Source organism: Streptococcus gordonii (genome assembly GCF_001553855.1).
GTDB lineage: Bacteria > Bacillota > Bacilli > Lactobacillales > Streptococcaceae > Streptococcus > Streptococcus gordonii.
This window is the reverse complement of record NZ_LQWV01000005.1, coordinates 18264-38969: the sequence shown is the minus strand read 5'-3', so window position 1 is coordinate 38969 and position 20706 is coordinate 18264. Positions and strand designations below refer to the sequence as shown.

19 protein-coding genes, 1 pseudogene and 1 riboswitch are annotated in these 20706 nt (G+C 38.2%); of the genes and pseudogenes, 4 read left to right on the top strand and 16 right to left on the bottom strand.

Going from position 1 to position 20706, the window contains the following annotated elements; genetic code table 11:
- Positions 1-30: 30 nt before the first annotated feature.
- Complete coding sequence (locus tag AWH02_RS02905) at positions 31-606, bottom strand: thymidine kinase (protein ID WP_045503019.1); 576 nt, start codon at positions 604-606, stop codon at positions 31-33.
- Positions 607-727: 121 nt separating this feature from the next.
- Between AWH02_RS02905 and AWH02_RS02900 the strand changes: the two genes are divergently transcribed.
- Positions 728-910 (top strand): 4-oxalocrotonate tautomerase, encoded by a 183-nt coding sequence (locus AWH02_RS02900; RefSeq protein WP_060553585.1) that lies wholly within the window; start codon positions 728-730, stop codon positions 908-910.
- Between the two features lie 113 nt (positions 911-1023).
- Here AWH02_RS02900 and AWH02_RS02895 read toward each other — a convergent pair whose 3' ends face one another.
- The 11 genes and pseudogenes from AWH02_RS02895 to nox all read right to left on the bottom strand — a co-directional run bounded on the left by AWH02_RS02895 (position 1024) and on the right by nox (position 13463).
- Positions 1024-2289, bottom strand: a complete 1266-nt coding sequence (locus AWH02_RS02895; protein WP_037622361.1) for a nucleobase:cation symporter-2 family protein — start codon at positions 2287-2289, stop codon at positions 1024-1026.
- Position 2290: 1 nt separating this feature from the next.
- On the bottom strand, positions 2291-2872 hold the full coding sequence (locus tag AWH02_RS02890; protein ID WP_008808652.1) for a xanthine phosphoribosyltransferase: 582 nt from the start codon (positions 2870-2872) through the stop codon (positions 2291-2293).
- Between the two features lie 84 nt (positions 2873-2956).
- Positions 2957-3054, bottom strand: a riboswitch (purine riboswitch).
- Positions 3053-4036: a GMP reductase gene (gene guaC / locus AWH02_RS02885; RefSeq protein WP_008808651.1), complete on the bottom strand. Its 984-nt coding sequence runs from the start codon at positions 4034-4036 to the stop codon at positions 3053-3055. It overlaps the preceding riboswitch by 2 nt.
- 182 nt (positions 4037-4218) lie before the next feature.
- On the bottom strand, positions 4219-5559 hold the full coding sequence (locus AWH02_RS02880) for an MATE family efflux transporter (RefSeq protein ID WP_060553584.1): 1341 nt from the start codon (positions 5557-5559) through the stop codon (positions 4219-4221).
- Positions 5560-5629: 70 nt separating this feature from the next.
- Positions 5630-5821 carry a twin-arginine translocase TatA/TatE family subunit gene (locus tag AWH02_RS02875; RefSeq protein ID WP_060553583.1) on the bottom strand — a complete coding sequence of 64 codons (192 nt, stop codon included), beginning with the start codon at positions 5819-5821 and terminating at the stop codon, positions 5630-5632.
- Complete coding sequence (tatC, locus tag AWH02_RS02870) at positions 5821-6537, bottom strand: twin-arginine translocase subunit TatC (protein ID WP_060553582.1); 717 nt, start codon at positions 6535-6537, stop codon at positions 5821-5823. The genes AWH02_RS02875 and tatC overlap by 1 nt, the downstream gene beginning before the upstream one ends.
- Positions 6527-8221 carry an FTR1 family iron permease gene (locus tag AWH02_RS02865; RefSeq protein WP_060553581.1) on the bottom strand — a complete coding sequence of 565 codons (1695 nt, stop codon included), beginning with the start codon at positions 8219-8221 and terminating at the stop codon, positions 6527-6529. The genes tatC and AWH02_RS02865 overlap by 11 nt, the downstream gene beginning before the upstream one ends.
- On the bottom strand, positions 8199-9407 hold the full coding sequence (efeB, locus tag AWH02_RS02860; protein WP_060553580.1) for an iron uptake transporter deferrochelatase/peroxidase subunit: 1209 nt from the start codon (positions 9405-9407) through the stop codon (positions 8199-8201). Before efeB ends, AWH02_RS02865 begins: the two co-directional genes overlap by 23 nt.
- Before the next feature lie 4 nt (positions 9408-9411).
- Positions 9412-10287: pseudogene (gene efeO / locus AWH02_RS02855) on the bottom strand (iron uptake system protein EfeO).
- A 135-nt stretch (positions 10288-10422) separates the two neighbouring features.
- Complete coding sequence (locus AWH02_RS02850) at positions 10423-11973, bottom strand: ClC family H(+)/Cl(-) exchange transporter (RefSeq protein ID WP_060553579.1); 1551 nt, start codon at positions 11971-11973, stop codon at positions 10423-10425.
- A gap of 113 nt (positions 11974-12086) precedes the next feature.
- Entirely contained in the window at positions 12087-13463 is a 1377-nt protein-coding gene (nox, locus tag AWH02_RS02845; protein WP_060553578.1) for a H2O-forming NADH oxidase, read from the bottom strand.
- Positions 13464-13741: 278 nt separating this feature from the next.
- Here nox and AWH02_RS02840 point away from each other — a divergent pair, with 278 nt between their 5' ends.
- The 3 genes from AWH02_RS02840 to AWH02_RS02830 are packed head-to-tail and all read left to right on the top strand — an operon-like array spanning position 13742 to position 16555.
- Positions 13742-14671: an FAD:protein FMN transferase gene (locus AWH02_RS02840; RefSeq protein WP_185952637.1), complete on the top strand. Its 930-nt coding sequence runs from the start codon at positions 13742-13744 to the stop codon at positions 14669-14671.
- Between the two features lie 19 nt (positions 14672-14690).
- Positions 14691-15296 (top strand): NADPH-dependent FMN reductase, encoded by a 606-nt coding sequence (locus AWH02_RS02835; RefSeq protein ID WP_008808641.1) that lies wholly within the window; start codon positions 14691-14693, stop codon positions 15294-15296.
- A 17-nt stretch (positions 15297-15313) separates the two neighbouring features.
- The gene (locus tag AWH02_RS02830; protein ID WP_045503061.1) at positions 15314-16555 is read left to right on the top strand and encodes an NAD(P)H-dependent oxidoreductase; all 1242 of its coding nucleotides are present in this window, start codon (positions 15314-15316) and stop codon (positions 16553-16555) included.
- A gap of 47 nt (positions 16556-16602) precedes the next feature.
- Here AWH02_RS02830 and sdbB read toward each other — a convergent pair whose 3' ends face one another.
- From sdbB to AWH02_RS02810, 4 genes are all read right to left on the bottom strand, one after another.
- A complete protein-coding gene (gene sdbB / locus AWH02_RS02825) occupies positions 16603-17160 on the bottom strand; it encodes a thiol-disulfide oxidoreductase-associated lipoprotein SdbB (RefSeq protein WP_045503064.1) in 558 nt (185 codons plus the stop codon).
- Positions 17161-17236: 76 nt separating this feature from the next.
- On the bottom strand, positions 17237-17947 hold the full coding sequence (gene ccdA2, locus AWH02_RS02820; RefSeq protein ID WP_045503067.1) for a thiol-disulfide oxidoreductase-associated membrane protein CcdA2: 711 nt from the start codon (positions 17945-17947) through the stop codon (positions 17237-17239).
- A 281-nt stretch (positions 17948-18228) separates the two neighbouring features.
- On the bottom strand, positions 18229-19932 hold the full coding sequence (locus tag AWH02_RS02815) for a cache domain-containing sensor histidine kinase (protein WP_060553576.1): 1704 nt from the start codon (positions 19930-19932) through the stop codon (positions 18229-18231).
- Complete coding sequence (locus tag AWH02_RS02810) at positions 19929-20663, bottom strand: response regulator transcription factor (protein WP_060553575.1); 735 nt, start codon at positions 20661-20663, stop codon at positions 19929-19931. The genes AWH02_RS02815 and AWH02_RS02810 overlap by 4 nt, the downstream gene beginning before the upstream one ends.
- Between the last annotated feature and the right edge of the window lie 43 nt (positions 20664-20706).

Here is a 20706-nt window from a genome sequence, read left to right as displayed (position 1 = left end):
ATTTTTCATCATCTCCTTTATTTCAATCATTCAATTATTAATGTCTGGCTTAAAATAATGCTTGCGACAGACTGGGATATAAGTTTCATTACCACCGATTTGAATCTGTTCCCCGTCATATACTGGTTTTCCATGATCTGTTCGCAAAACCATAGTTGCTTTTCGTGAACAGTATTGGCAGATAGTCTTGATTTCCTCTATCTTATCAGCCAAGAGCAAGAGGTGTTTAGAACCTTCGAAGAGCTCGTTACGAAAGTCGTTTTTTAGACCAAAAGCCATAACCGGAACATCTAGCTCATCTACTACTCTAGCCAAATCATAGACATGGTGGCGTTTTAAAAACTGAGCCTCATCGATTAAAATACAGTAAGGTTTTTCTGGTAAATTTTTGATATAGCCCAAAATATCTGTATCTTCTTCAATTGCCATTGCCTGGCGTTTCATACCAATTCGGCTTGATACATACCCAACACCGTCTCGAGTGTCAACCGCGCTGGTCATAATCACAACACCCTTGCCCTGTTCCTCGTAGTTATGAGCAACTTTTAAGATCTCAATAGTCTTTCCTGAGTTCATTGTGCCGTATTTATAATATAATTGAGCCATAATCTCTAACTTTTTCTTCTTCCATTCTATAAGTTAATCCATTTAATTGTACCATAATTGGACAAGCATTAAAACCTAAATTGTGATAAAATAAGGTTAAGAAAATAAAGGAGGCAATCTAATGCCATTTGTTAGAATTGATTTATTTGAAGGTCGTACGCTCGAACAAAAGAAAGCTCTTGCTAAGGAAGTGACCGAGGCTGTTGTCAGAAATACTGGTGCTCCTCAATCTGCAGTCCATGTCATCATTAACGATATGCCTGAAGGAACCTATTTCCCACACGGTGAAATGCGTACAAAATAATCTATAACCGCTACTCAAGCGGTTTTTTTATTTGAAAAAGGCCGTAAATGTACTGACCCCAAAAGTTAGATATTAGAAATCTAACCTTTGGGGGGCAGTTCAAAAACAGCCTCTTATTTATTTTTTCGATTTAAAACAGCGTTTAAAATAATTGCTATAAGACTGGCCATGACAATGCCATTTGAAAAGAACATCTGTAAACTAGAAGGCAGACTGTTAAAAAGGCTACTTCCGTTTAAACCAACCCCAGCCGAAATAGAAACTGCTGCAATTAAAAAATTATGTTCGTTGTGCTCGAAATCAACACGAGCCAAGATTTGCATCCCTTGAATTGAAACAAAGCCAAACATGACTAACATTGCTCCACCCAAAACAGGATTAGGAATAATTTGAGCTAGAGCACCAAATTTTGGTACAAGTCCCAAAAGAACTAGGAATCCTGCTGCATAGTAGATTGGCAAACGAGTCTTAATTCCAGACAACTTGACCAAACCAACGTTTTGAGAAAAACCTGTATAAGGGAAGGTATTGAAGATACCACCAAGCAAGACTGCTAGACCTTCAGCCCTGTAACCATTACGCAGGCGTTTGCTATCTATCGGATCTTTGGTAAGATCAGACAAGGCTAAATAGACTCCTGTTGACTCTACCATAGAAACTGTAGCAATAATACACATCATGGCAATCGAAGAAAATTCAAACTTGGGAGCACCAAAGTAGAAAGGTGTAGGAATATGAACAATTGGAGCTTGAGAAACAGGAGTAAGATCTACTAGACCCATACAACCCGCAATAAAAGTTCCAATAACCAGACCAATCAAGATAGAAATAGATTTGACAAAACCTTTAGTAAAGATATTAATCAGTAAAATGATGAGTACAGTAACAGCTGCTAAGATTAAACTTTGAGCAGTTGGTTTCTCAACATTATTTCCCATATTACCAATCGCAACCGGAATGAGAGTTAATCCAATAGTTGTAATGACAGACCCTGTCACAACCGATGGGAAAAGATCAGCAACCTTTGAGAAAACACCAGAAATCAAAACGACATAGATACCTGATACTATGAGGGCACCAAACATGGCACCACTTCCGTGACTTTGTCCAATCATAATTAATGGAGCTACAGACTGGAAGGCTACTCCTAAAACGACAGGTAAACCAATACCAAAGTATTTATTTAACTGTAGCTGGAGAAAGGTTGCCACCCCGCACATAAAGATATCTGTTGAAATTAAATAAGTCAGTTGTTCAGCAGAGTATCCTAAAGCTCCAGCAATCATAATTGGAACCAAAATCGATCCCGAATACATAGCCAATAAATGCTGTAAGCCCAGAACGGCTGCTTGCGAATGTTTTTCTTCTTTGTATTCCATCTTATGCATCTGCCTTTCCAAATACAACTTTTCCATTTTCAAACTTTTCAATCCTAGCTAGAGAAACAACTCTTTGCCCGTCATCTTCCAATAATTTTCTTCCAGATTGAAAAGACTTTTCGATGACAATTCCAATAGCTTCAACACTCGCACCTGCTTGTCGAATAATTTCAACCAAACCTTTAGCTGCCTGTCCATTAGCCAAAAAGTCATCAATCACTAATACCTTATCCGAAGGACTCAGAAATTTTCCAGCAATTGAAACAGTCGAAGTCACTTGCTTTGTGAATGAATATACTTCAGCTGTTAAAATCCCCTCAGTCATGGTAATATTTTTAGCCTTTTTAGCAAAAATCATAGGAACTCCTAATGCCTCAGCAGTATAGACAGCTGGGGCGATTCCAGATGCTTCAATCGTCACGACCTTTGTAATTCCTGACTCACGGAACCTATCAGCAAATACCCGGCCTATTTCTTTCATTAAAGAAAAATCAACCTGGTGAGTCAAGAAAGAATCTACTTTGAGAATATTTTCCCCTAAAACATTTCCGTCATGGAGGATTCGTTCTTCTAATTTTTTCATTATATCTCCTTTTTAAAACAAAATAAGGACCCGCTTAAAGCAAGTCCTCATACAACGACAGTAACCTGTTACAAAAGTAACAGGAAACTTGTAAGACTCACTTATTGTTAGATGTTTGGCATCTTGTAGAGACCTTGCCCCAATCATTAGCAAGATAAATAAGTTTTTCTTTATTATACCTTAATGTGCATCGCCATTCCAAATAGAATTCTTAACGATAACATAATCAACTCTAGTTAAACTGTGCAGATCACGACCACCTGCATAAGAAATCGAACTTTGCAAATCCTGTTCCATCTCAGTCAATGTATCCTGTAAATGACCTTTAGCAGGCAGTAGAATCTTTTTTCCTTCAACATTTTTATAGGCACCCTTTTGGTACTCAGACGCGGAACCATAATATTCTTTGAATTTATCACCATCGATTTCAATAGTCTCACCTGGGCTTTCAATATGACCAGCAAAGAGCGATCCAATCATAACCATACTAGCCCCAAAGCGAATAGACTTGGCAATATCTCCATGTGTCCGAATCCCACCATCAGCAATAATCGGCTTACGGGCAACCTTAGAACACCATCTCAAAGCTGATAATTGCCAACCACCTGTGCCAAAACCAGTCTTTACTTTGGTAATACAAACCTTACCTGGTCCAATCCCTACTTTTGTCGCGTCTGCTCCAGCGTTTTCCAGTTCACGAACCGCTTCGGGTGTACCAACATTACCAGCAATGACAAAAGTCTCAGGCAGTTCTTTTTTGATATGTTGGATCATCTTAATTACACTGTCAGAATGGCCATGAGCAATATCAATGGTGATATATTCAGGTGCATCTCCTTTCAGACTGCTAACAAAATCATATTCATAATCTTTAACACCAACCGAAATAGAGGCAATCAATCCTTTTTCATGCATTCGTTTAACAAATGGCTTACGTCCTTCTTCATCAAAACGATGCATAATATAAAAATACCCTCCTCGAGCAAGCTCTTCCGCAACCGACTCATCAATAATCGTTTGCATATTAGACGGTACAACTGGCAAGCGGAAGGTGTGATTACCAAACTTCACTCGTGTATCTGCCTCAGATCGACTTTTAACCACACATTTTGCTGGGATGAGTTGGATATCTTCATAATCAAAAACTTGAAAATCATTTAGCATAGAGCTTTCCTCGCAATAATCTTTATTTAGACCTACCTATGCACTTTCGCATCGCTACGTCTTTCTTGACGTTTCCTAATGAAGTTTACCACAAAAATAAGATTTAGCAAAATTCTAAAGCTATTTAGCGAGTAATTGTTCGGATATCACGAACTAATATCAAATAAGAGAACTTTCACATTTTATTTGCATTTCTTTTCGACTTGCTTCAAACGAATTTGATAAAGAATACCAGTGAAAATCAAGCTGGCGATTAAACCAATCCAGTAGCCATAAGGACCTAACTTACAAATATTATCTAAAAATAATCCAAGCGGAAGAGCTACTCCCCAATAGCCAATTAGTCCAAGGTAAAATGGTACTGTCGTATCCTTGTAGCCACGAAGAATACCCTGTAAAGGAGCCGCAAACGTATCTGCTAGTTGAAAGAATAGGCTATAAGTTAAGAAGATGGAAGTTAGAGCGATAAACTCTGAGTTTGTACCATAAAGAGAAGCAACCTGATTTCGAAGTAAATAGAGAAATACAAGCGTAAATCCTGAAATAAGCAAAGCCGTAACCCTTCCTAAGCGACAGTATTTTTTTACATCATCATAGCGTTTGGCACCAATTTCATAAGAAACCACAATCGCCATTGCCGAAGATATGCCAGCGGGGAAGGCATACATAAGATTTGAAAAGTTCATGGCCGATTGATGGCTAGCAATCACCATTGATGGAAACTTGGCCATGATAAGCCCTACAACGGAAAAAATAACGACTTCAGCAAAAACAATTCCACCAATTGGTAAGCCCAGACGTAATCCCTCCTTAATTCCCTCTGCTACCACTCTTTGTCTTTTCCAAAGTTTATATGATTTAACCTTTGGATGTTTAATTAAAATCAATATTGAAATGAATAAGAGGACCCAGTAAGCTATAGATGTTCCAAGACCAACTCCTGCACCTCCCATTTCTGGAAAACCGAATGCACCATAGATTAAGGCGTAATTAAAACCAGCATTTAAAGGCAAAAGTAAAAGCATCAAATACATGGAGAGGCGAGTTAAACCAAGTGCATCTAAAAGTGAGCGTACGACACTAAAGAGTAAAAGCGGAATGATGCCAAGAGATAGGTACATGAGATAATGTTTAGCCACTACTGCTACTTGGTTTTCTAAGGTTAAACTATCTAAAATAAGAGGAGCTCCAAAAAATACCAATATAAAAAGGACAATTGATAAGCCAAGCGAAAGATAGATAAATTGATAAAAATCTGAGGCAATCTTTTTTTCATCTCCTTTTCCCAAATGATGCCCAACAATTGGCACTAAAGCAGATACAATCCCTGTTAAAAAGGAGAAAAAAGGACTCCATAGACTTGTAGCCATAGACACACCAGCGAGATGGAGAGTATCATACTGTCCAGTCATGGTTGTATCTACGAATGACGCTGAATAATTTGCCAACTGATAAATCAAGACGGGAATAAAAATCGAAAGAAATAACTTCAAGCGCTGGCTAAAATGATAGGTCTGATGCATAAAAATCTCCTCTAACCTTCTTTTCTCTAACTATACTATAAGCAAGGATGATAGTCAAAAAGAAAAAGGGTTACTCCCCTTTTTCCTTCTTGTCTTGCGAATCTGTGTCTTTCTCATTATTATTCATAGCATTTTTAAACTCTGAAAACATTTTTCCAATTGATTGTCCAAGCTCTGGTAAACGCTTGGGACCAAAAATTAGCAAGGCTCCTAATACAATAATAATAAGACCTGGCGCTCCAATATCTCTTAAAATGCCCATTATTCACTCCTCTTTTCTTTCTTTTTGTATATATAATAGCTGAGCAACAGACTGACTTCATAAAGTAAAATCAAGGGAACTGTCATAGCTAAATCGCTGATAAAGTCAGCAGGTGTCAAAATAACTGCTAGGACTAACAAAATAAAGTAAGCATACCTTCTATATTGTACCAAAAAATGTGGTTTGAGCAAACCAAGTGACGTAAAGAATGATACTAGAACTGGCAATTCAAACAAGAGGCCAAGCGGAATCGTTGTATGAAAGAGAAAGGCCAGATAATTTGGGGCGGTAAGCTGTGTCTCAAACAAGCCCTCTCCCAGTGAAAGAAGGACTTGTAAAATAGCTGGACTAACAAAATAAAAACCAAAAGCTAATCCCAAAACAAAACAGATAAAGGTCGTCGGTATGTAGGCAAAAATCGCTTTCGATTCCCTTGAAGTCAGAGCCGGCCTAACGAACTGCCAAATTTGATAAACCATAAAAGGCAAGGTCACACTAAAAGCTAGCAGGCTAGACAAACTGACGTAAATCCAAAGAATATCATTCGGTCCTAAGACAAGCAACTTCTTTTCAAATCCACTGGTCAACCAGCTATAAATATCACCTGCGTAGATAAAACCAAGTAAAAATACCAGAAGAAAGCAAGCTAAAGTCCAAATGAACCGTCTACGAAACTCTGTCAAATGTTCTACGATAGTTTGTTTTTTATGATCCATGGCTACTCTCACGATTCTTCCATGTAATGATAAGTACAATAACTACAAAAATCAATTGACAAGTTACAACTTCCAGACTTGGATAAATTCCAGCCCAATCAATCGACGGGAAACCATTGATCAGATGACTTGGTAAAATGTTAGTTAGCTGGAGAGCATGGATACTAACCCCCAGCATTTTAAATGCCAGAGCATAAATGAGCCAAGTCAGAATCAAGAAAATTCGATGTGGTTCGAAATAAGCAGAAGCTTTATTCATAACTAAAGCAAGAACAAACAAAACAAGAAGTGCCAGTCCTATCCCTAGGAAAAAGCCTGCCTTATCAATCCTAGGATAGATTCCCGCATAAAACAGAATCGTCTCTGCCCCTTCTCGAAATACAGCTAGAAAACTAAGAGCAAACATAGAAATGAAACTGCCAGTAGCTGTGACAGCCTTCATCTGGCTTTCCATAAAGTCATTCCACTTTTTAATTGAGGACTTGCTATGTAGCCAAATACCGACCAAAATCATCATTAAAACCGCAAAAATCCCGACTGCTCCTTCGATAATCTCACGATTAGAACCTGACGATACTGCTGGGAAAAGGAATTGAAGCAAGACAGCAATCGCTAAGCTTGCTAAAATCCCCATAACTGCTCCTGTATAAACCCACTTTAGTCCTTTATTCATCTTAGCTGCTTTTAGTGTCGTGACAAGAGCCATAACGATCAAGAGTGCCTCTACTCCTTCTCTCAAAAGAATGAGCATAGCATCAAAAAAGTTATAGGATGCACTCGTATCAATCTGCGACAAATCATTAATTAAGGCCTGTAGCTGATCTTGATATTTCTTTTCATTTCCCTTAACCATGATGACTGGAGTTTCACTCTCGACTCGAGTATAGAGACTAGGATTGCGCGTGCTAACGTCTCCTTCAATGCTTGGCCAGATAGTGATGAATTTTTTCATATTTGAGCTAGCTTCTTGAGTTTTTCCAGCTTTAAATTCATCCAAGGCTTTTTCAAGTAACTGGATGCCATCTTTTAAAGTGAGATTTCCTTCAGTTGTAGCAACCTCTTCGCCCTTTACAAAACTATCAATAGCAGTCTTTAAGTCATCAAAAGAAGATTGAACACTTGAAAAATCAACTGGCTCAGTCTCAATTGCACTACGTAAAAAAGAAATAGCCGTTTCAATCTTACCATAGTGAGCTGTACTATTATCACGAACAACTCCTTCATTCACCGTCCAGGTTGAGTTCATTTTTTTATAAGCTGAACGAGTTTGTTCAAGATTCTTTGCTGAAATAGCTGCCTGTAAATCTGCAAATCTTGACTCTAATCGACTAACCAACTTTTCTTTTTCAGCATTAAGATCGACTGGATGTTGCTCCTTATCAAACTTTAAGAGCTCAGACGAAATCGTTGTTAAGTTTTCCTTAGTCACTTCATTTATTGTCAATGCTTTGCTGACTTCTTTACCAGCTGGTGAATCATGGTTCTCTAATTGTTCAAATCCTTCCTTTATCTCATCAACCAATTTCTTTGCTTTAGCCTGGTCGCCTTGCTCTACAGCTCTTGTAGCATCCGTTACCTTTACAAAAAGCTGGCTAAAGCCCTCTTCAGCAAAAACAGGTTTAGCGAAAAAAAGGAAGGCTATTGCCAAGATAATTAGGAGTTTATTCAAATAATTTTTGACCAAGGTACTCTCCTTTTTTCACACCAGCAAAGCAAGCAAAGAGGCCACTACCAATATGTGTTACATATTCATTCATCTTGTCCTGAGCTCCAAGATTAGTCTGTACTTTTACAAAACTATCCGGATTCTTTTGGAAGGCAAGAAAAAGAAGACCTGTATCAAACTGACCTGTTTTCTCGACGATACCATCGGAATAAGAATAAGATCGACGATAGATTGGTTTGTTTACTTCTTTAGCTAAGCGAACGTGAGAATCGACCGGTAAGAGATCTAAATCAACCTCATCAAATTCATCTTTCTTACCAAACGGGGCGCCACTTTCTTTATAACGACCAAATGTATTTTCCTGCTCCTGTAGGTTTGTCCGATCCCAAGTCTCAAGAAACATTTGAATACGACGAACAGCCATATAAGTGCCACCTTTCATCCAGTCGTCACTATCAGTCCAGATTACTTTATCAAAATCCTTTTCTTTGGTCACATTGGCAGTTCCATCCTTAAAGCCAAAAAGATTTCTAGGTGTTGACATACGGTCTCCAATTGCTGCAAAACCTGATTGACTCCATTTCATGGTAATAGTATTTCTGGCCTTACGGACTAGATTTCTGACTGCATGAAAAGCTACTTGTTCATCATCAGCGCAAGCTTGGATAACAATGTCACCACCCGTGTACTTTTCTTGCAATTGCTCTTTTGGAAATGGGGGTAAATCACGAAATTCTTTAGGACGCTTCTTTTCTAGGCCCATTTTTTTCAAAAAGTCAGCTGACACACCAAAAGTAAGGGTCAAACGATAGGGATTTAGACCCACTGTTTCACCAGTGTCGCTAGGTGGCAAAAGAGCATTGGAGCCATCTTTTTTGACCAATTCCCCATCCACTAGCTTGCTACTATAATCAGTCCAATCCTTAAACATTTGAATAACTTCTTCTTTGTCGGTACTATGTAAATCAAGCACTACAAAATAGATATTTTTTTGCATTGGAGTCGTAATCCCTGCTTGATGCTCACCGTAAAAGCTGATTTCTTCACCACCATCGGAAATTTTCTTTTCTTCTTGTGCTTTATTAGCGAAAAAAGCAGAGGCACCAGAAACACCCAGTGCTAGACCAGCGCCTCCAATCCCTGCTTTTTTAAGAAATTCACGACGGTCCATCTTTTTTTCAAACCATTTTTCGTCGTTTGTCATATCATTACTTCCCGTTCAAAATGACTCCCATTTGGGACAGAGGTTCACCAAGTTTTGTAACTGCTTCAGCTAATTCTTTAGTATCCTCTTTAGTTAAGTCTGTATATAGCTTATAGTGCTGACTATCTGTCATATGTTTATCCAAGAGGCTATTAACATTTTTAAATTCTTTTTCTAAAGAAGCTACAAGCTTTTCGTCTTTATTCTTGATAAGTGGTTTAAAAAGTTGGAAAATTTTCTCTGCACCCTCAATATTTGCACGGAAATCGTACAAATCTGTATGAGAGTAGATTTCCTCTTCACCAGTAATCTTGCTTGTTGCAACTTCATTTAATAAGTCAACAGCACCAGTCAGCATCATATCAGGAGTAACCTCTACTGTTGCAACTTTGGCCTTCAATTCCTTAATGTCATTAACCAATTGATTAGCATAAGTTTCTGTTCCAGAAGTGGTATTTTGTTCCCACAAGATTTTTTCAATACGGTGGAAGCCTGACCATCCTTCTTCAGTCTTGTTCTCATCCATATAATCTGCTAAACGAAAATCAATTTTTACATCAGACTCACCAAAACTTTCAGCAATCGGTTCTGATCGTTCATAGCTCATTCGAATAAGTGGATAGATTTTCTTTGCTTAGTCAAGCTTTCCTTCCTTAAGAAGAGAGGCGAATTTTTCAGTATCGGTTAACAACTGATCAATTTGTCCTTCCACAAAAGTCTTATATTCTGACGTAGCCTTATCTAAAGCCTTCTTATCATTAGACGATAAGGTCACTTTTGCTTCACTACTACTTGAAGAAGTTTTGCTTGTGTTTGTATTTGCAGAACAAGCTGTCATGAGAACAGCTGCTGAAAATAGGACAAGGCCCATTTTTTTCATGGTCTATCTCCTTTAAATTCTAAATAATGTTCAAGAAATTATATCAAAAATTTTCTCATTTTTCAATAAATTGTCAGATAATTTAATCCAAATGAAAATTCCCTTGTCAGTTTAAAAAAACAAGGGAAGTATATCTTATAGTAATAAGTCTTTTATTTTTCCAATTTCATGTTGTTTAACGACCAAATAAATCGTATCCCCTAAGTAGAGTTTAGTACTTCCGTTAACAGTATTCTTCTTACCTTTATGAATATTCATAACAATCAGAATATCTGGCGGAAGATTTAAATCCCTCACCTGTCTATTCGAAATTTTTTCGGAAACAGGGATTTCTATTAAAGTTGTTTCTCCATCATCTCCTATATTATCTGGGAGCATTCTTTCTAACATAGCTTCATAAACTGGTGCTCCGCCTAGCAGATCCATTATGATATAGGCTGTTAAGGTAACGATTGCTATAGGCATTAGATTTCTGATATCGCCCACCATCTCAGTCACTAAGATCATGGCTGTCAGGGGAGCTTTTGATATTGCACCAAAATAACCACTCATGCCTAAAATGATAAAAATTGGAAATTGATTCCAACTAACAAGGCCAAACTGCACACAGATATTTCCAACAATCGCTCCTAATAGAGATCCCAGTGCTAAAATCGGAAGAAAAATACCACCTGGCAAACCACTTCCATAAGAGATCATACTCCAAATAAATCGAATAAGAAAGAAAGCAATAAGGCTTGTAAGTAAGTAATTATGTGAATGCAAGGAGAGAATCAATTGATTCCCTCCTCCTAAAATTTGAGGCAGAAAATAACCAAGAGGTAAAATCAAGACAAATGCCACTGCCGGGTAGTAGTTCGGTGATAAGTGTAAAATCTTACCGATTTTTTTATACAAGTCAGGCATATACAGGACAACTTTTTCGTAAACATAACCTGAAATTCCTAAGAAAAGGCCCATAAGTAGATAAATCCAGTATTGTTGCAATTGCATTGCTGGGATATTATCAGGCATATCTAAAACAGGTGTAAGTCCAAAAATCACCAAGGAAACAAAATTTGCTACCAGACTAGCTACCAGAGTTGAGATCCAAAAAAGTTTTGAAAAATGGCGATAAACTTCTTCGACCACAAACAATAAACCCGCTATCGGAGCATTGAAGGCAGCAGCCAGACCAGCTGCAGCTCCACTAGCAATCAAAACCCTTTCTTCAACGGGACTAAGCTTAAGCCATTTTGCTAGCCCTTTACCTCCAACAGCCCCTAGTTGAATACTAGGTCCTTCCCTACCTAACATGAGACCACTTGAAATAGCTAAAAAGCCAGCAAGAAATTTTTTCCATAATACACTCCACCAGTCCAAGGACATGAGCCCCTTCAGCTCAGCCTCTACTTGAGGAATACCCGATCCTTTAATATTCTTTTCAGACTTCATTAGCCAAGCAACCAAAAACATAATAAGTAGGTAAAGGATTAAAATTATTACTAGAAAAATTAAATTTTCATGGCTTTTTTCATACAAGGATTGAATCCAATGAAAACTCTTCTCAATCATGAGGCGAAAAAGACCTACAATACCTCCAACAAACAAGCCCACTAAAATCCCACGAAAAACTTGAGAAATAATAGAACTATTTGCCGACTGAAACTCCCTTTCAGGAAGAGATTGAACAACTTTTTCTTCCATATCTTCTCCTACCCTTTTTAAAACTATTGTACCATATTTTAAAAAGGAGCTAAACTATTTTTGAAAGTGGATCTAACATGCAAAAAGCTCCTCAAAAAGGAGCTTTCTTCATTTTATTCAGCTGAAAGTGCAGCCATAGTAATGTAATTATATGGCTTGTTGAAGTGTGGCAAGAAGAACAAGTCCATAAGAGCAAGCTTATCTATTGTCACTTGTTCTTGAATTGCTAATGAGAACATGTGGATACCCATTGAAATTGAGATATCACGAGAAACCATTTGTGCCCCTAAAACAATACGAGTGTCCTTGTCATAAACGATTTTCAATGCTACTTCATGGTTATCATGCTTGATGAATTCTGGTTTTTGCAAGTCGTTGAAACCAGTTTCTACTGCATTATAACCCGCTGCTTTTGCTTTTTCAAGAGTCAAACCAGTTGATACCATGTGAAGGCCATAGATTGAAATACCATTTGATCCTTGAACACCAATTCCTTCTAATTCATGTCCACAAGCATTGTGTGCACCCACGATACCAGAACGAACAGCATTTGAAGCCAAAGCGATGTAACTTGTTTCTTGACGAGCATTGTCGTAAATCGTTGCACAGTCACCAATAGCAAATACACCTGGGATTGAAGTTTCTTGCTTCTTATCTACTAAAAATGCACCGTTACGGAACAATTCGATTTTTCCTGCTCCCAATTCTGTATTTGGACGGAAACCAACAGCAAGGATAACCATATCTACATCAAATGTTTCCTTATCAGTTACTAAGCGTTCAACTTTGCCATCGCCTTCAACTGCCTGTACAGTTTGACCAAGCGCTAAGCGAATATTGTGGTCTTCCAAGTTCTTAGCCATCATTTGCGTAAAGTCTTTATCATAGTATCCATTCAAGACAGTATCTACGATATCAACCAAAATAACTTCTTTTCCAAGACGCTCAAAGGCTTCAGCAAGTTCAACACCAATGTAACCACCACCAACTACTGCAACACGCTCAATATGTTTACTCTTGTCTTGAAGTTTTTCAATAACTTCCTCTGCATTTTGGTATAGTTTTACAAATTGAAGATTTTCAAGAGTTGCTTTAAATTCACGATTTCCTTCAACAATTTCAGCACCTTTGATTGGAGGAATGATTGGGGTAGAACCTGTTGCAAAAATTAACTTTTCATAAGATTCAACATATTCTTTACCATCTACTAATGCTGTAACTTCTTTTTTATCATAATCAATTGAAAGAACCGGAGCATTCATGTGAACTGTTGCGCCTTTTGCTTCTAACTTTTCTTTATCAGAGTAAAATAGGCCCTCAGCTCCATCGATTTGCTTTCCAATCCAAAGAGCCATACCACAACCAAGGAAAGAAATGTTTGAATTTTGGTCAAAAACTACAATTTCATTTTCTGAACCATAATTATCAAGCATAGTATTAATACATGCTGTACCTGCGTGGTTAGCACCTACTACAACAATTTTACTCATAGAATAAATCCACCTTTAAAATTTAATTTACCAGAGTATTATACCATCAATCTGTTAGCGGTTTCAACAAAAATGCTCAATATTTTTCATTTTTCTAAGAATCATATGAAAACACCTATTTACAGTCGTTCTTTAAAAATCGGATTAATAGTAGGTATGGATGCAAGGAAAGCTACTTATTTTTTCTGAAAATATATAAAATTCATTTGTGAAAACGTTGTCTTTTTGATATACTAATAAAGTAGATTATGAACTATTTAGGAAAGGTTGTGATAAAAGTGGATCTCACTTCTAGATCCATTCGTTTAATGGGATCGACAATTAGCATTTCTATTTTACATGAGAATGCTGACTTTCTTCTAGATGAGGTTTTTTCCTTATTAAAAATATATGAAAATCGTTTCAGTGCTAATGATGACAGCTCAGAACTAATGCAAGTGAATCACGCTGCTGGAAAAGAGCCGATCTGTGTTCATCCTGATTTGTTCGAGCTAATTGAACTAGGGAAAAAACACAGTCTTATTCCAGGCAGTCATCTCAATATCACTATAGGGCCCCTTATTCAAACTTGGCGTATTGGCTTTAAAGATGCCAGAGTCCCGATCGCTTCTGAGATTGAAAAGGTTCTTTCCTTAACCGATCCAGAAAACATTGAATTAGATCCAATATCCCGTTCAGTATTTTTGAAACAGTCTGGGATGAAGATTGACCTTGGTGCCCTCGCTAAAGGATATATCGCTGATAAAATCTCCCATTTCCTAAAAGAAAAAGGTGTCACTTCTGCACTCATTAATCTTGGAGGAAATATCCTGACTATTGGCCAGAACCAACAAAATAATCGTTTATGGCGCATCGGAATTCAGAATCCAAAACTAGCTCGCGGAAACAACTTAGCCTTGCTGTCCATCCAAGACCAGTCTGTTGTTACTTCGGGAATCTATGAAAGAAATCTGAAAGCAAATGGCAAAATATATCATCATATTTTCGATCGAAATACTGGATATCCAATTGATAATCAGTTAACCAGTCTCACCATTGTTTCAGATAAATCAGTTGATGGAGAAATATGGACAACACGCTTATTTGGTGACAGCCCTAGTTCTATCTTAGAAAAAGTTGAGCAAGAAAATGGAATCGAAGCCTTCGTTATTACAGAAGATAATCAAATTTTTTATTCATCTGGTCTTACCCCAGAAATTCTATCCTAAATCCAGAAAGGAACCTACTATGTTAAAACTTATCGCAATTGTTGGAACAAATTCTAAACGTTCCACAAACCGGCAACTTCTTCAATATATGTCTAAGCACTTTGCTGACAAGGCTGAAATCGAGCTGGTAGAGATTAAAGATATCCCAATGTTTAATAAACCTGCTGATAGAAGTGTGCCTGAGTTAGTATCAGAAATTGCCGAGAAAATCGATGCAGCAGACGGTGTACTCATTGGAACACCTGAGTACGACCACTCTATTCCAGCTGTACTCATGAATGCTCTAGCTTGGCTTTCTTATGGCATCTATCCCTTGCTGAACAAGCCGGTCATGATTACTGGTGCTTCTTATGGTACTCTTGGTTCCTCTCGTGCCCAGTTGCAGCTCCGTCAAATTTTGAACGCTCCAGAAATCAAGGCAAATGTACTTCCAGACGAGTTCCTGCTTTCACATTCTCTTCAAGCTTTTGACCCAAGCGGAGATTTGGTGGATCTTGATGTTGTCAAAAAATTGGATGCTATCTTTGATGACTTCCGTATCTTTGTCAAAATCACTGACAAATTGCGCAACGCACAAGAATTGCTTCGCAAAGATGCTGAAGAATTTGACTGGGAAAAATTGTAAGATAGGAGACTGAAAGAATGAAATTTGTTGGAATTGTAGGATCAAACTACGAACAATCATATAACCGAAAATTATTGGAATTCATCCGCCGTCAGTTCAAAATTAAATTTGAATTGGAAGTCTTAGAAATCGATGAAGTCCCAATGTTTAACCAGGATGAAAAATGGGATGAAAGCTTCCAATTGCGTTATTTGTATAACAAAATCACACGTGCAGACGGCGTCATCATCGCAACTCCTGAGCACAATCATACTATCAGCGCTCCTTTGAAGAGTGTCTTAGAATGGCTCTCTTACGAGGTTCATCCTTTCGAAAACAAGCCTGTCATGATTGTCGGTGCATCATACTACGACCAAGGAACTTCTCGTGCTCAAGTTCACCTACGTAAAATCCTAGACGCTCCAGGTGTAAATGCTTATACTTTACCTGGTAATGAATTTCTTCTAGGAAAAGCAAAAGAAGCTTTTGACAATGATGGCAATATCACTAACGAAGGTACTGTTAAATTCCTTGAATCATGCTTAGATAACTTTATCAAATATGTAGAGGTGGTTTCAAAATTGAAAAAACCAAAACCAATTGAACCTGAAGACTTAGATTGTGGAAAACCAATCGCTACAACGATTACAGAAGTTGATCCAGATGATCCAGAATGGGTAGAAAAAGTTGCAGAAATCACTGGAGCTGTTTCTGGAGATACTTATGTCAAGTTGGACCATGGTATCTTGACTGTTAACCAGATTGATATGTTCTTGAAGGCTATGCCATTTGAATTAACATACGCTGACGATAACAACCAATTCCTCTACTACAACAACGCTCACCAAGATCCAGACACCATGTTTGCTAAACGCGTGCCACCTCAATCAGGTAGCCGTATGTCAACCGTTCATGGTTCTCTTCCGCCAGCACGTATGAAGAATGTAGAGTGGGTTATCGGAACACTTCGCAATGGAAATCAAGAATACGTACGGACAATTGTCCCAGGTTCACCTGCAGGTGTTATCAACACCCACAACTACCAAGCGATGTACTATCCTGATGGATCATACGCTGGTATCAATGAAATCGTCTTTAACTTCCAACCATGGCTTGACTGGTATCTAAAAGAAACTGGTCAACGTTTGGTTGGTGGTAGCGGACCATTTGCTCCTGCTGGAGGTCATGGAGACGCAGATGCTACTTCTGGCGCTTCAGATGCTGGTGGTCACGGAGATGGTGGAGGAGGTGCCGATGCCTCTTCTGGCGCAAGTGCTTAAGTAAAAATAAAGAATGGAAATTTTATCCATTCTTTTTTATATTCTATTTACTTCATTTCTTTAAAGGCTGCTTCAGCATCTTCGTTGCTGATAGCTCCAAATTGAATTTTACCAATTTTTCCTTGACTATCAATGAGAATTTCTGTTGGAATACTTCTGATTTGATAGGCTTGGAAGGTAGTTGCTTGGCTATCATATAAAACTGGAACATCTTTATAGCCCTGTTCTTCAAACCATTTAGGGAAGTCTGTTTCAGACTTTTCACCCTGAATTCCTGGGGCAATGACACTTAAAATTTCGAAATCGCGGTCTTTCTTTCCAGCCAATTCTATTAGTTCTGGCATACTTTTCTTACATGGTCCACACCAAGAAGCCCAGAATTTCAAGTAAACTTTTTTTCCTTTATAATCAGATAACTTAACAGTTTTTCCGTCCATAGACTTCAAAGTAAAGTCAGGAGCTTCCTGACCGACAGCTATCTGACCGACAGAATTCTGAGCAGGTTGATTGCTACTGCTTTTTGTTTCCATTCCCATCTCGTCAGAGCAAGCAGTTAAAAACACTGCAGCTAACAAACCAACACCAAAAGTTAAATATTTTTTCATCACTTTCTCCTTTTATAAGAAAATATCTAATCCCAAAAACATAAAAATTTTTTCAAATTGTTTAGGGCACTAACACTTATCCAAATAGCCCTGACAAGGCGTTCAACTGTCCAAGCATGAGCAAGATCCCCATCAGAATAATAATAACACCACCGATTTTTTTCAGAAGCCCCATATAAGGTTTAATTTTATTAAAATACTGCATCACAAAGCTAGATGCCAATGCTAAAATTAGAAAAGGTAGAGCCATACCCAAGGTGTAAACCAAGGTTAGAATAGCCCCCTGAAAAGCACCATTCCCTCCTGAAGCAGCCAGTGCTAAGACTGAACTTAGAATAGGACCAATACACGGAGTCCAACCAAAACTAAAAGTAATTCCCAATACAAATGCTGAGAGAAACTCGTTGCGTTTACTATCTTTTTTAAAAGCGACATTTTTTTGCATTTGCAAGGGTTTAATATTGATTAATTCCATTTGGTGGACACCAAGTAGAATAATGATGATCCCCATAACATAGCGGAACCAAGAAGAATTAATAATTGCTCCTAAAAAACCCGCCCCAAATCCTAAAATGAAGAAAACACATGATATTCCCGCAATAAAACAAAGAGTCTTAACAAGTCCATACCAGGCAATTTCTCTGCCTAAAAATCGAACAGTTCTGGGTTTATCCTCTGAATCTAATAAGATTCCGATATACACCGGAAGTAAGGGAAAAATACAGGGAGAGAAAAATGATAGCACTCCCGCTAAAAAAACTGAAACTGAGAAAAGTAAGCTTTCCATCATCCATCCTTCTTTTTTATTATGTTACTTAACAGAGATGAGAAATGAATTTTCTCAATAACTCTACTAGTTTTTTCTAAACAATTTAGAACTTTTTACAGAGAGTCCTACTGTTCTATAAACCATTATAAATGAAAGCGGATTATTTTTCACAAATTTGCTACGGTATTTTTTGTTATCATTTTCGTACTAACAAAATGATGAATTTTAATTAGAAAGTATTAAACAGAAAAAGCCGGAAAAACTCTCTCCGGCTATAAGTTATTTTATTCAATCAACTACTATTTATCATAGGATAGCGGCAGATATATTTTGATCAGAGTAAAGATATCTTGCTCCGACTGGATTTCCATATGATAGTCTTCTCCGAACTGCAGTTTCAAGCGTTGATCGACATTTTTCAGACCAACACCACCTAAGCGAAGGAGAGTCTTTTCCGATGAATCTTGGAGATCAAAGCCACATCCGTTATCATAGATAGACAATAGCAGTTTTCCTTCTTCTACTTTCGACGTCACTCGAATCATGCCTTGTCGGTCAATTTCCTTGATACCATGGTAGATGGCATTTTCAACCAAAGGTTGTAGTACCAGCTTAGGCAATTTATAATCAGCTAGAGATTCATCCTCTTCAATCGCATACTGGAGCTTGTCACCATAGCGTTGCTTCTGGATAAAAAGATACTGACGAACGTGATCAATCTCATCTTTAAGAGCAATCTGTTCATGTCCTTGATTGAGCGCCAAGCGGAAATACTGAGCGAGTGATTTTGTTACCTCAACAACACGCTTGCTATCATTAAACTCAGCCATCCAGACAATCGTATCTAAGGTATTATAAAGGAAATGGGGATTAATTTGAGCCGAGAGAGCTCGGAGCTCATAACGACGGACATTTTGTTCTTCAGTCTTAACAGCTTCCATTAGTTGTTCGATTTGATCCAGCATTTTATTGAACTGCTGTGCCAAGTCAACCAACTCCGGAGAACCCTTTGCCTCCGCTCGCAAATTTGAGTCACCTGCCCCAATCTTCAGAATGACTGCTTGTAGATTCTGGAGAGGCTTAATCCACAAACGCAGAACAAACCAAATACCAATCAAGCACAGCAGGAGTGCTAAAACGCCCATTCCTACAAAAGAATAAAGCATCTGTGACTGAAGCATCTGCAATTGCTCTAATGAGGCAACGCCAATTAAAGTCCAATCACTATCTGGAATGTCAATCTGATAGACAAATGCCTGTTTCTGGTCTGCGTAACCGTCCTTGACCGAGATATAGGGCTGCATAGCTTTCATTTCCTGACTAGAGGAATAAACACTCTTCTTAGGATGGTAGACAAATTCATGCTGGCTATTAACAATAAAACTAAAGCCCTTCTTTCCTAGCTGAAGCTGATCCAAATAGGCTTTGAGACTATTGTAGCCGATATCCAGACGCAAAACACCAAGATTCTGCCCTGCTTCATCTACTACTTCCTGAGTGACGGAAACAACCCACTTCTCCTTCTCTGACGACAGAGACTCCTTGCGAGCAGGTGTCAAGACAGGCATGGCTCTGGTATGGACAGCTTCCTGGTACCATTTTTCATTCATCATATCAGAAGACGTCTGCATGCTGATTTGAGAATCTGTCGAGACCACACGTCCATCCTTGGTAACCAATACTGCCGACACCAAATCCGGATCTGTTTCAATGATGGTCTTCATCAAAGCTTGCACTGACGTTTCGCTGCTTTCTTGATTCTGAGCAAACTTCCGAATCGTTTCTTCCTTACTTAGTGTAGAGGTGGTTTGTTTTAATTTTTGCAAATAGGAAGCAATGAACTGACCGCTTTGCTCCATACTATTGCGCGTCGTTCTCTCTGTCAGCTGCCGAATAGTTCCCGAGCTAGTCTGATAGTAAAGACTCCCAACAAATCCCAAGAGGAAAAGAACCAGCAGAAAAATATAGACAATCAACTGGATAAGAAGCGGATATCGTTTCATTTCTCCTCTCCTTTTTTAAACTGCCGAGGTGTCAGCCCTACCACCTGCTTGAAGCGCTGAGAAAAATAGTTCATATCTTCAAAACCTACCTGCTCTGCTATTTCATAAATCTTCAAATCTGTAGTCAAGAGTAAGAGTTTTGCTTTTTTCATCCGTTCTTGAATCAAATAATCTTGAAAGGGCAAGCCTAGTTCTTTTTTTATGAGAACACTTAGGTAGGATGGGCTAAATCCTAGTTGAAAAGCCAAACTTTTCAGACTTAATTCTGGATCAGACAGTTGTGCATGAATAGCTTCTTCCATTTCAGAGCGCTGTCCCTGATCGACCAAGTTTTGAATCTGGGCTTTTTTTCTTTCCTTATCAAGTTTGGTCTGCACTTTGGCCAACATCTCCTCAACATCTGTCTTGGAAAAAGGCTTAAGAAGATAGTCATCTGCACCTAGTTTAATGGCTGTCCTAGCATAGTCAAAGTCATCATAACCTGTCAGGAAAACAATATGACACTTAGGAGCCTTTTCTCTGGCTAGCTTGGCTAGTTCAAGGCCATTCATCAGTGGCATATTGATATCGGTCAGCAGAATGTCAACAGAATTTTCCTGAAATTTTTGCCAAGCTTCTCTTCCATTTTCAGCCTGGGCAATGACTTGCATACCAAACTGCTCATAGTTTACTAAGGACGCAATTCCCTGTCTTACCAGATATTCATCCTCTACAATCATAATTGAATACACAAGATTCAACTCCTTATTTTAGCTGGATTTATTATAGCAAATT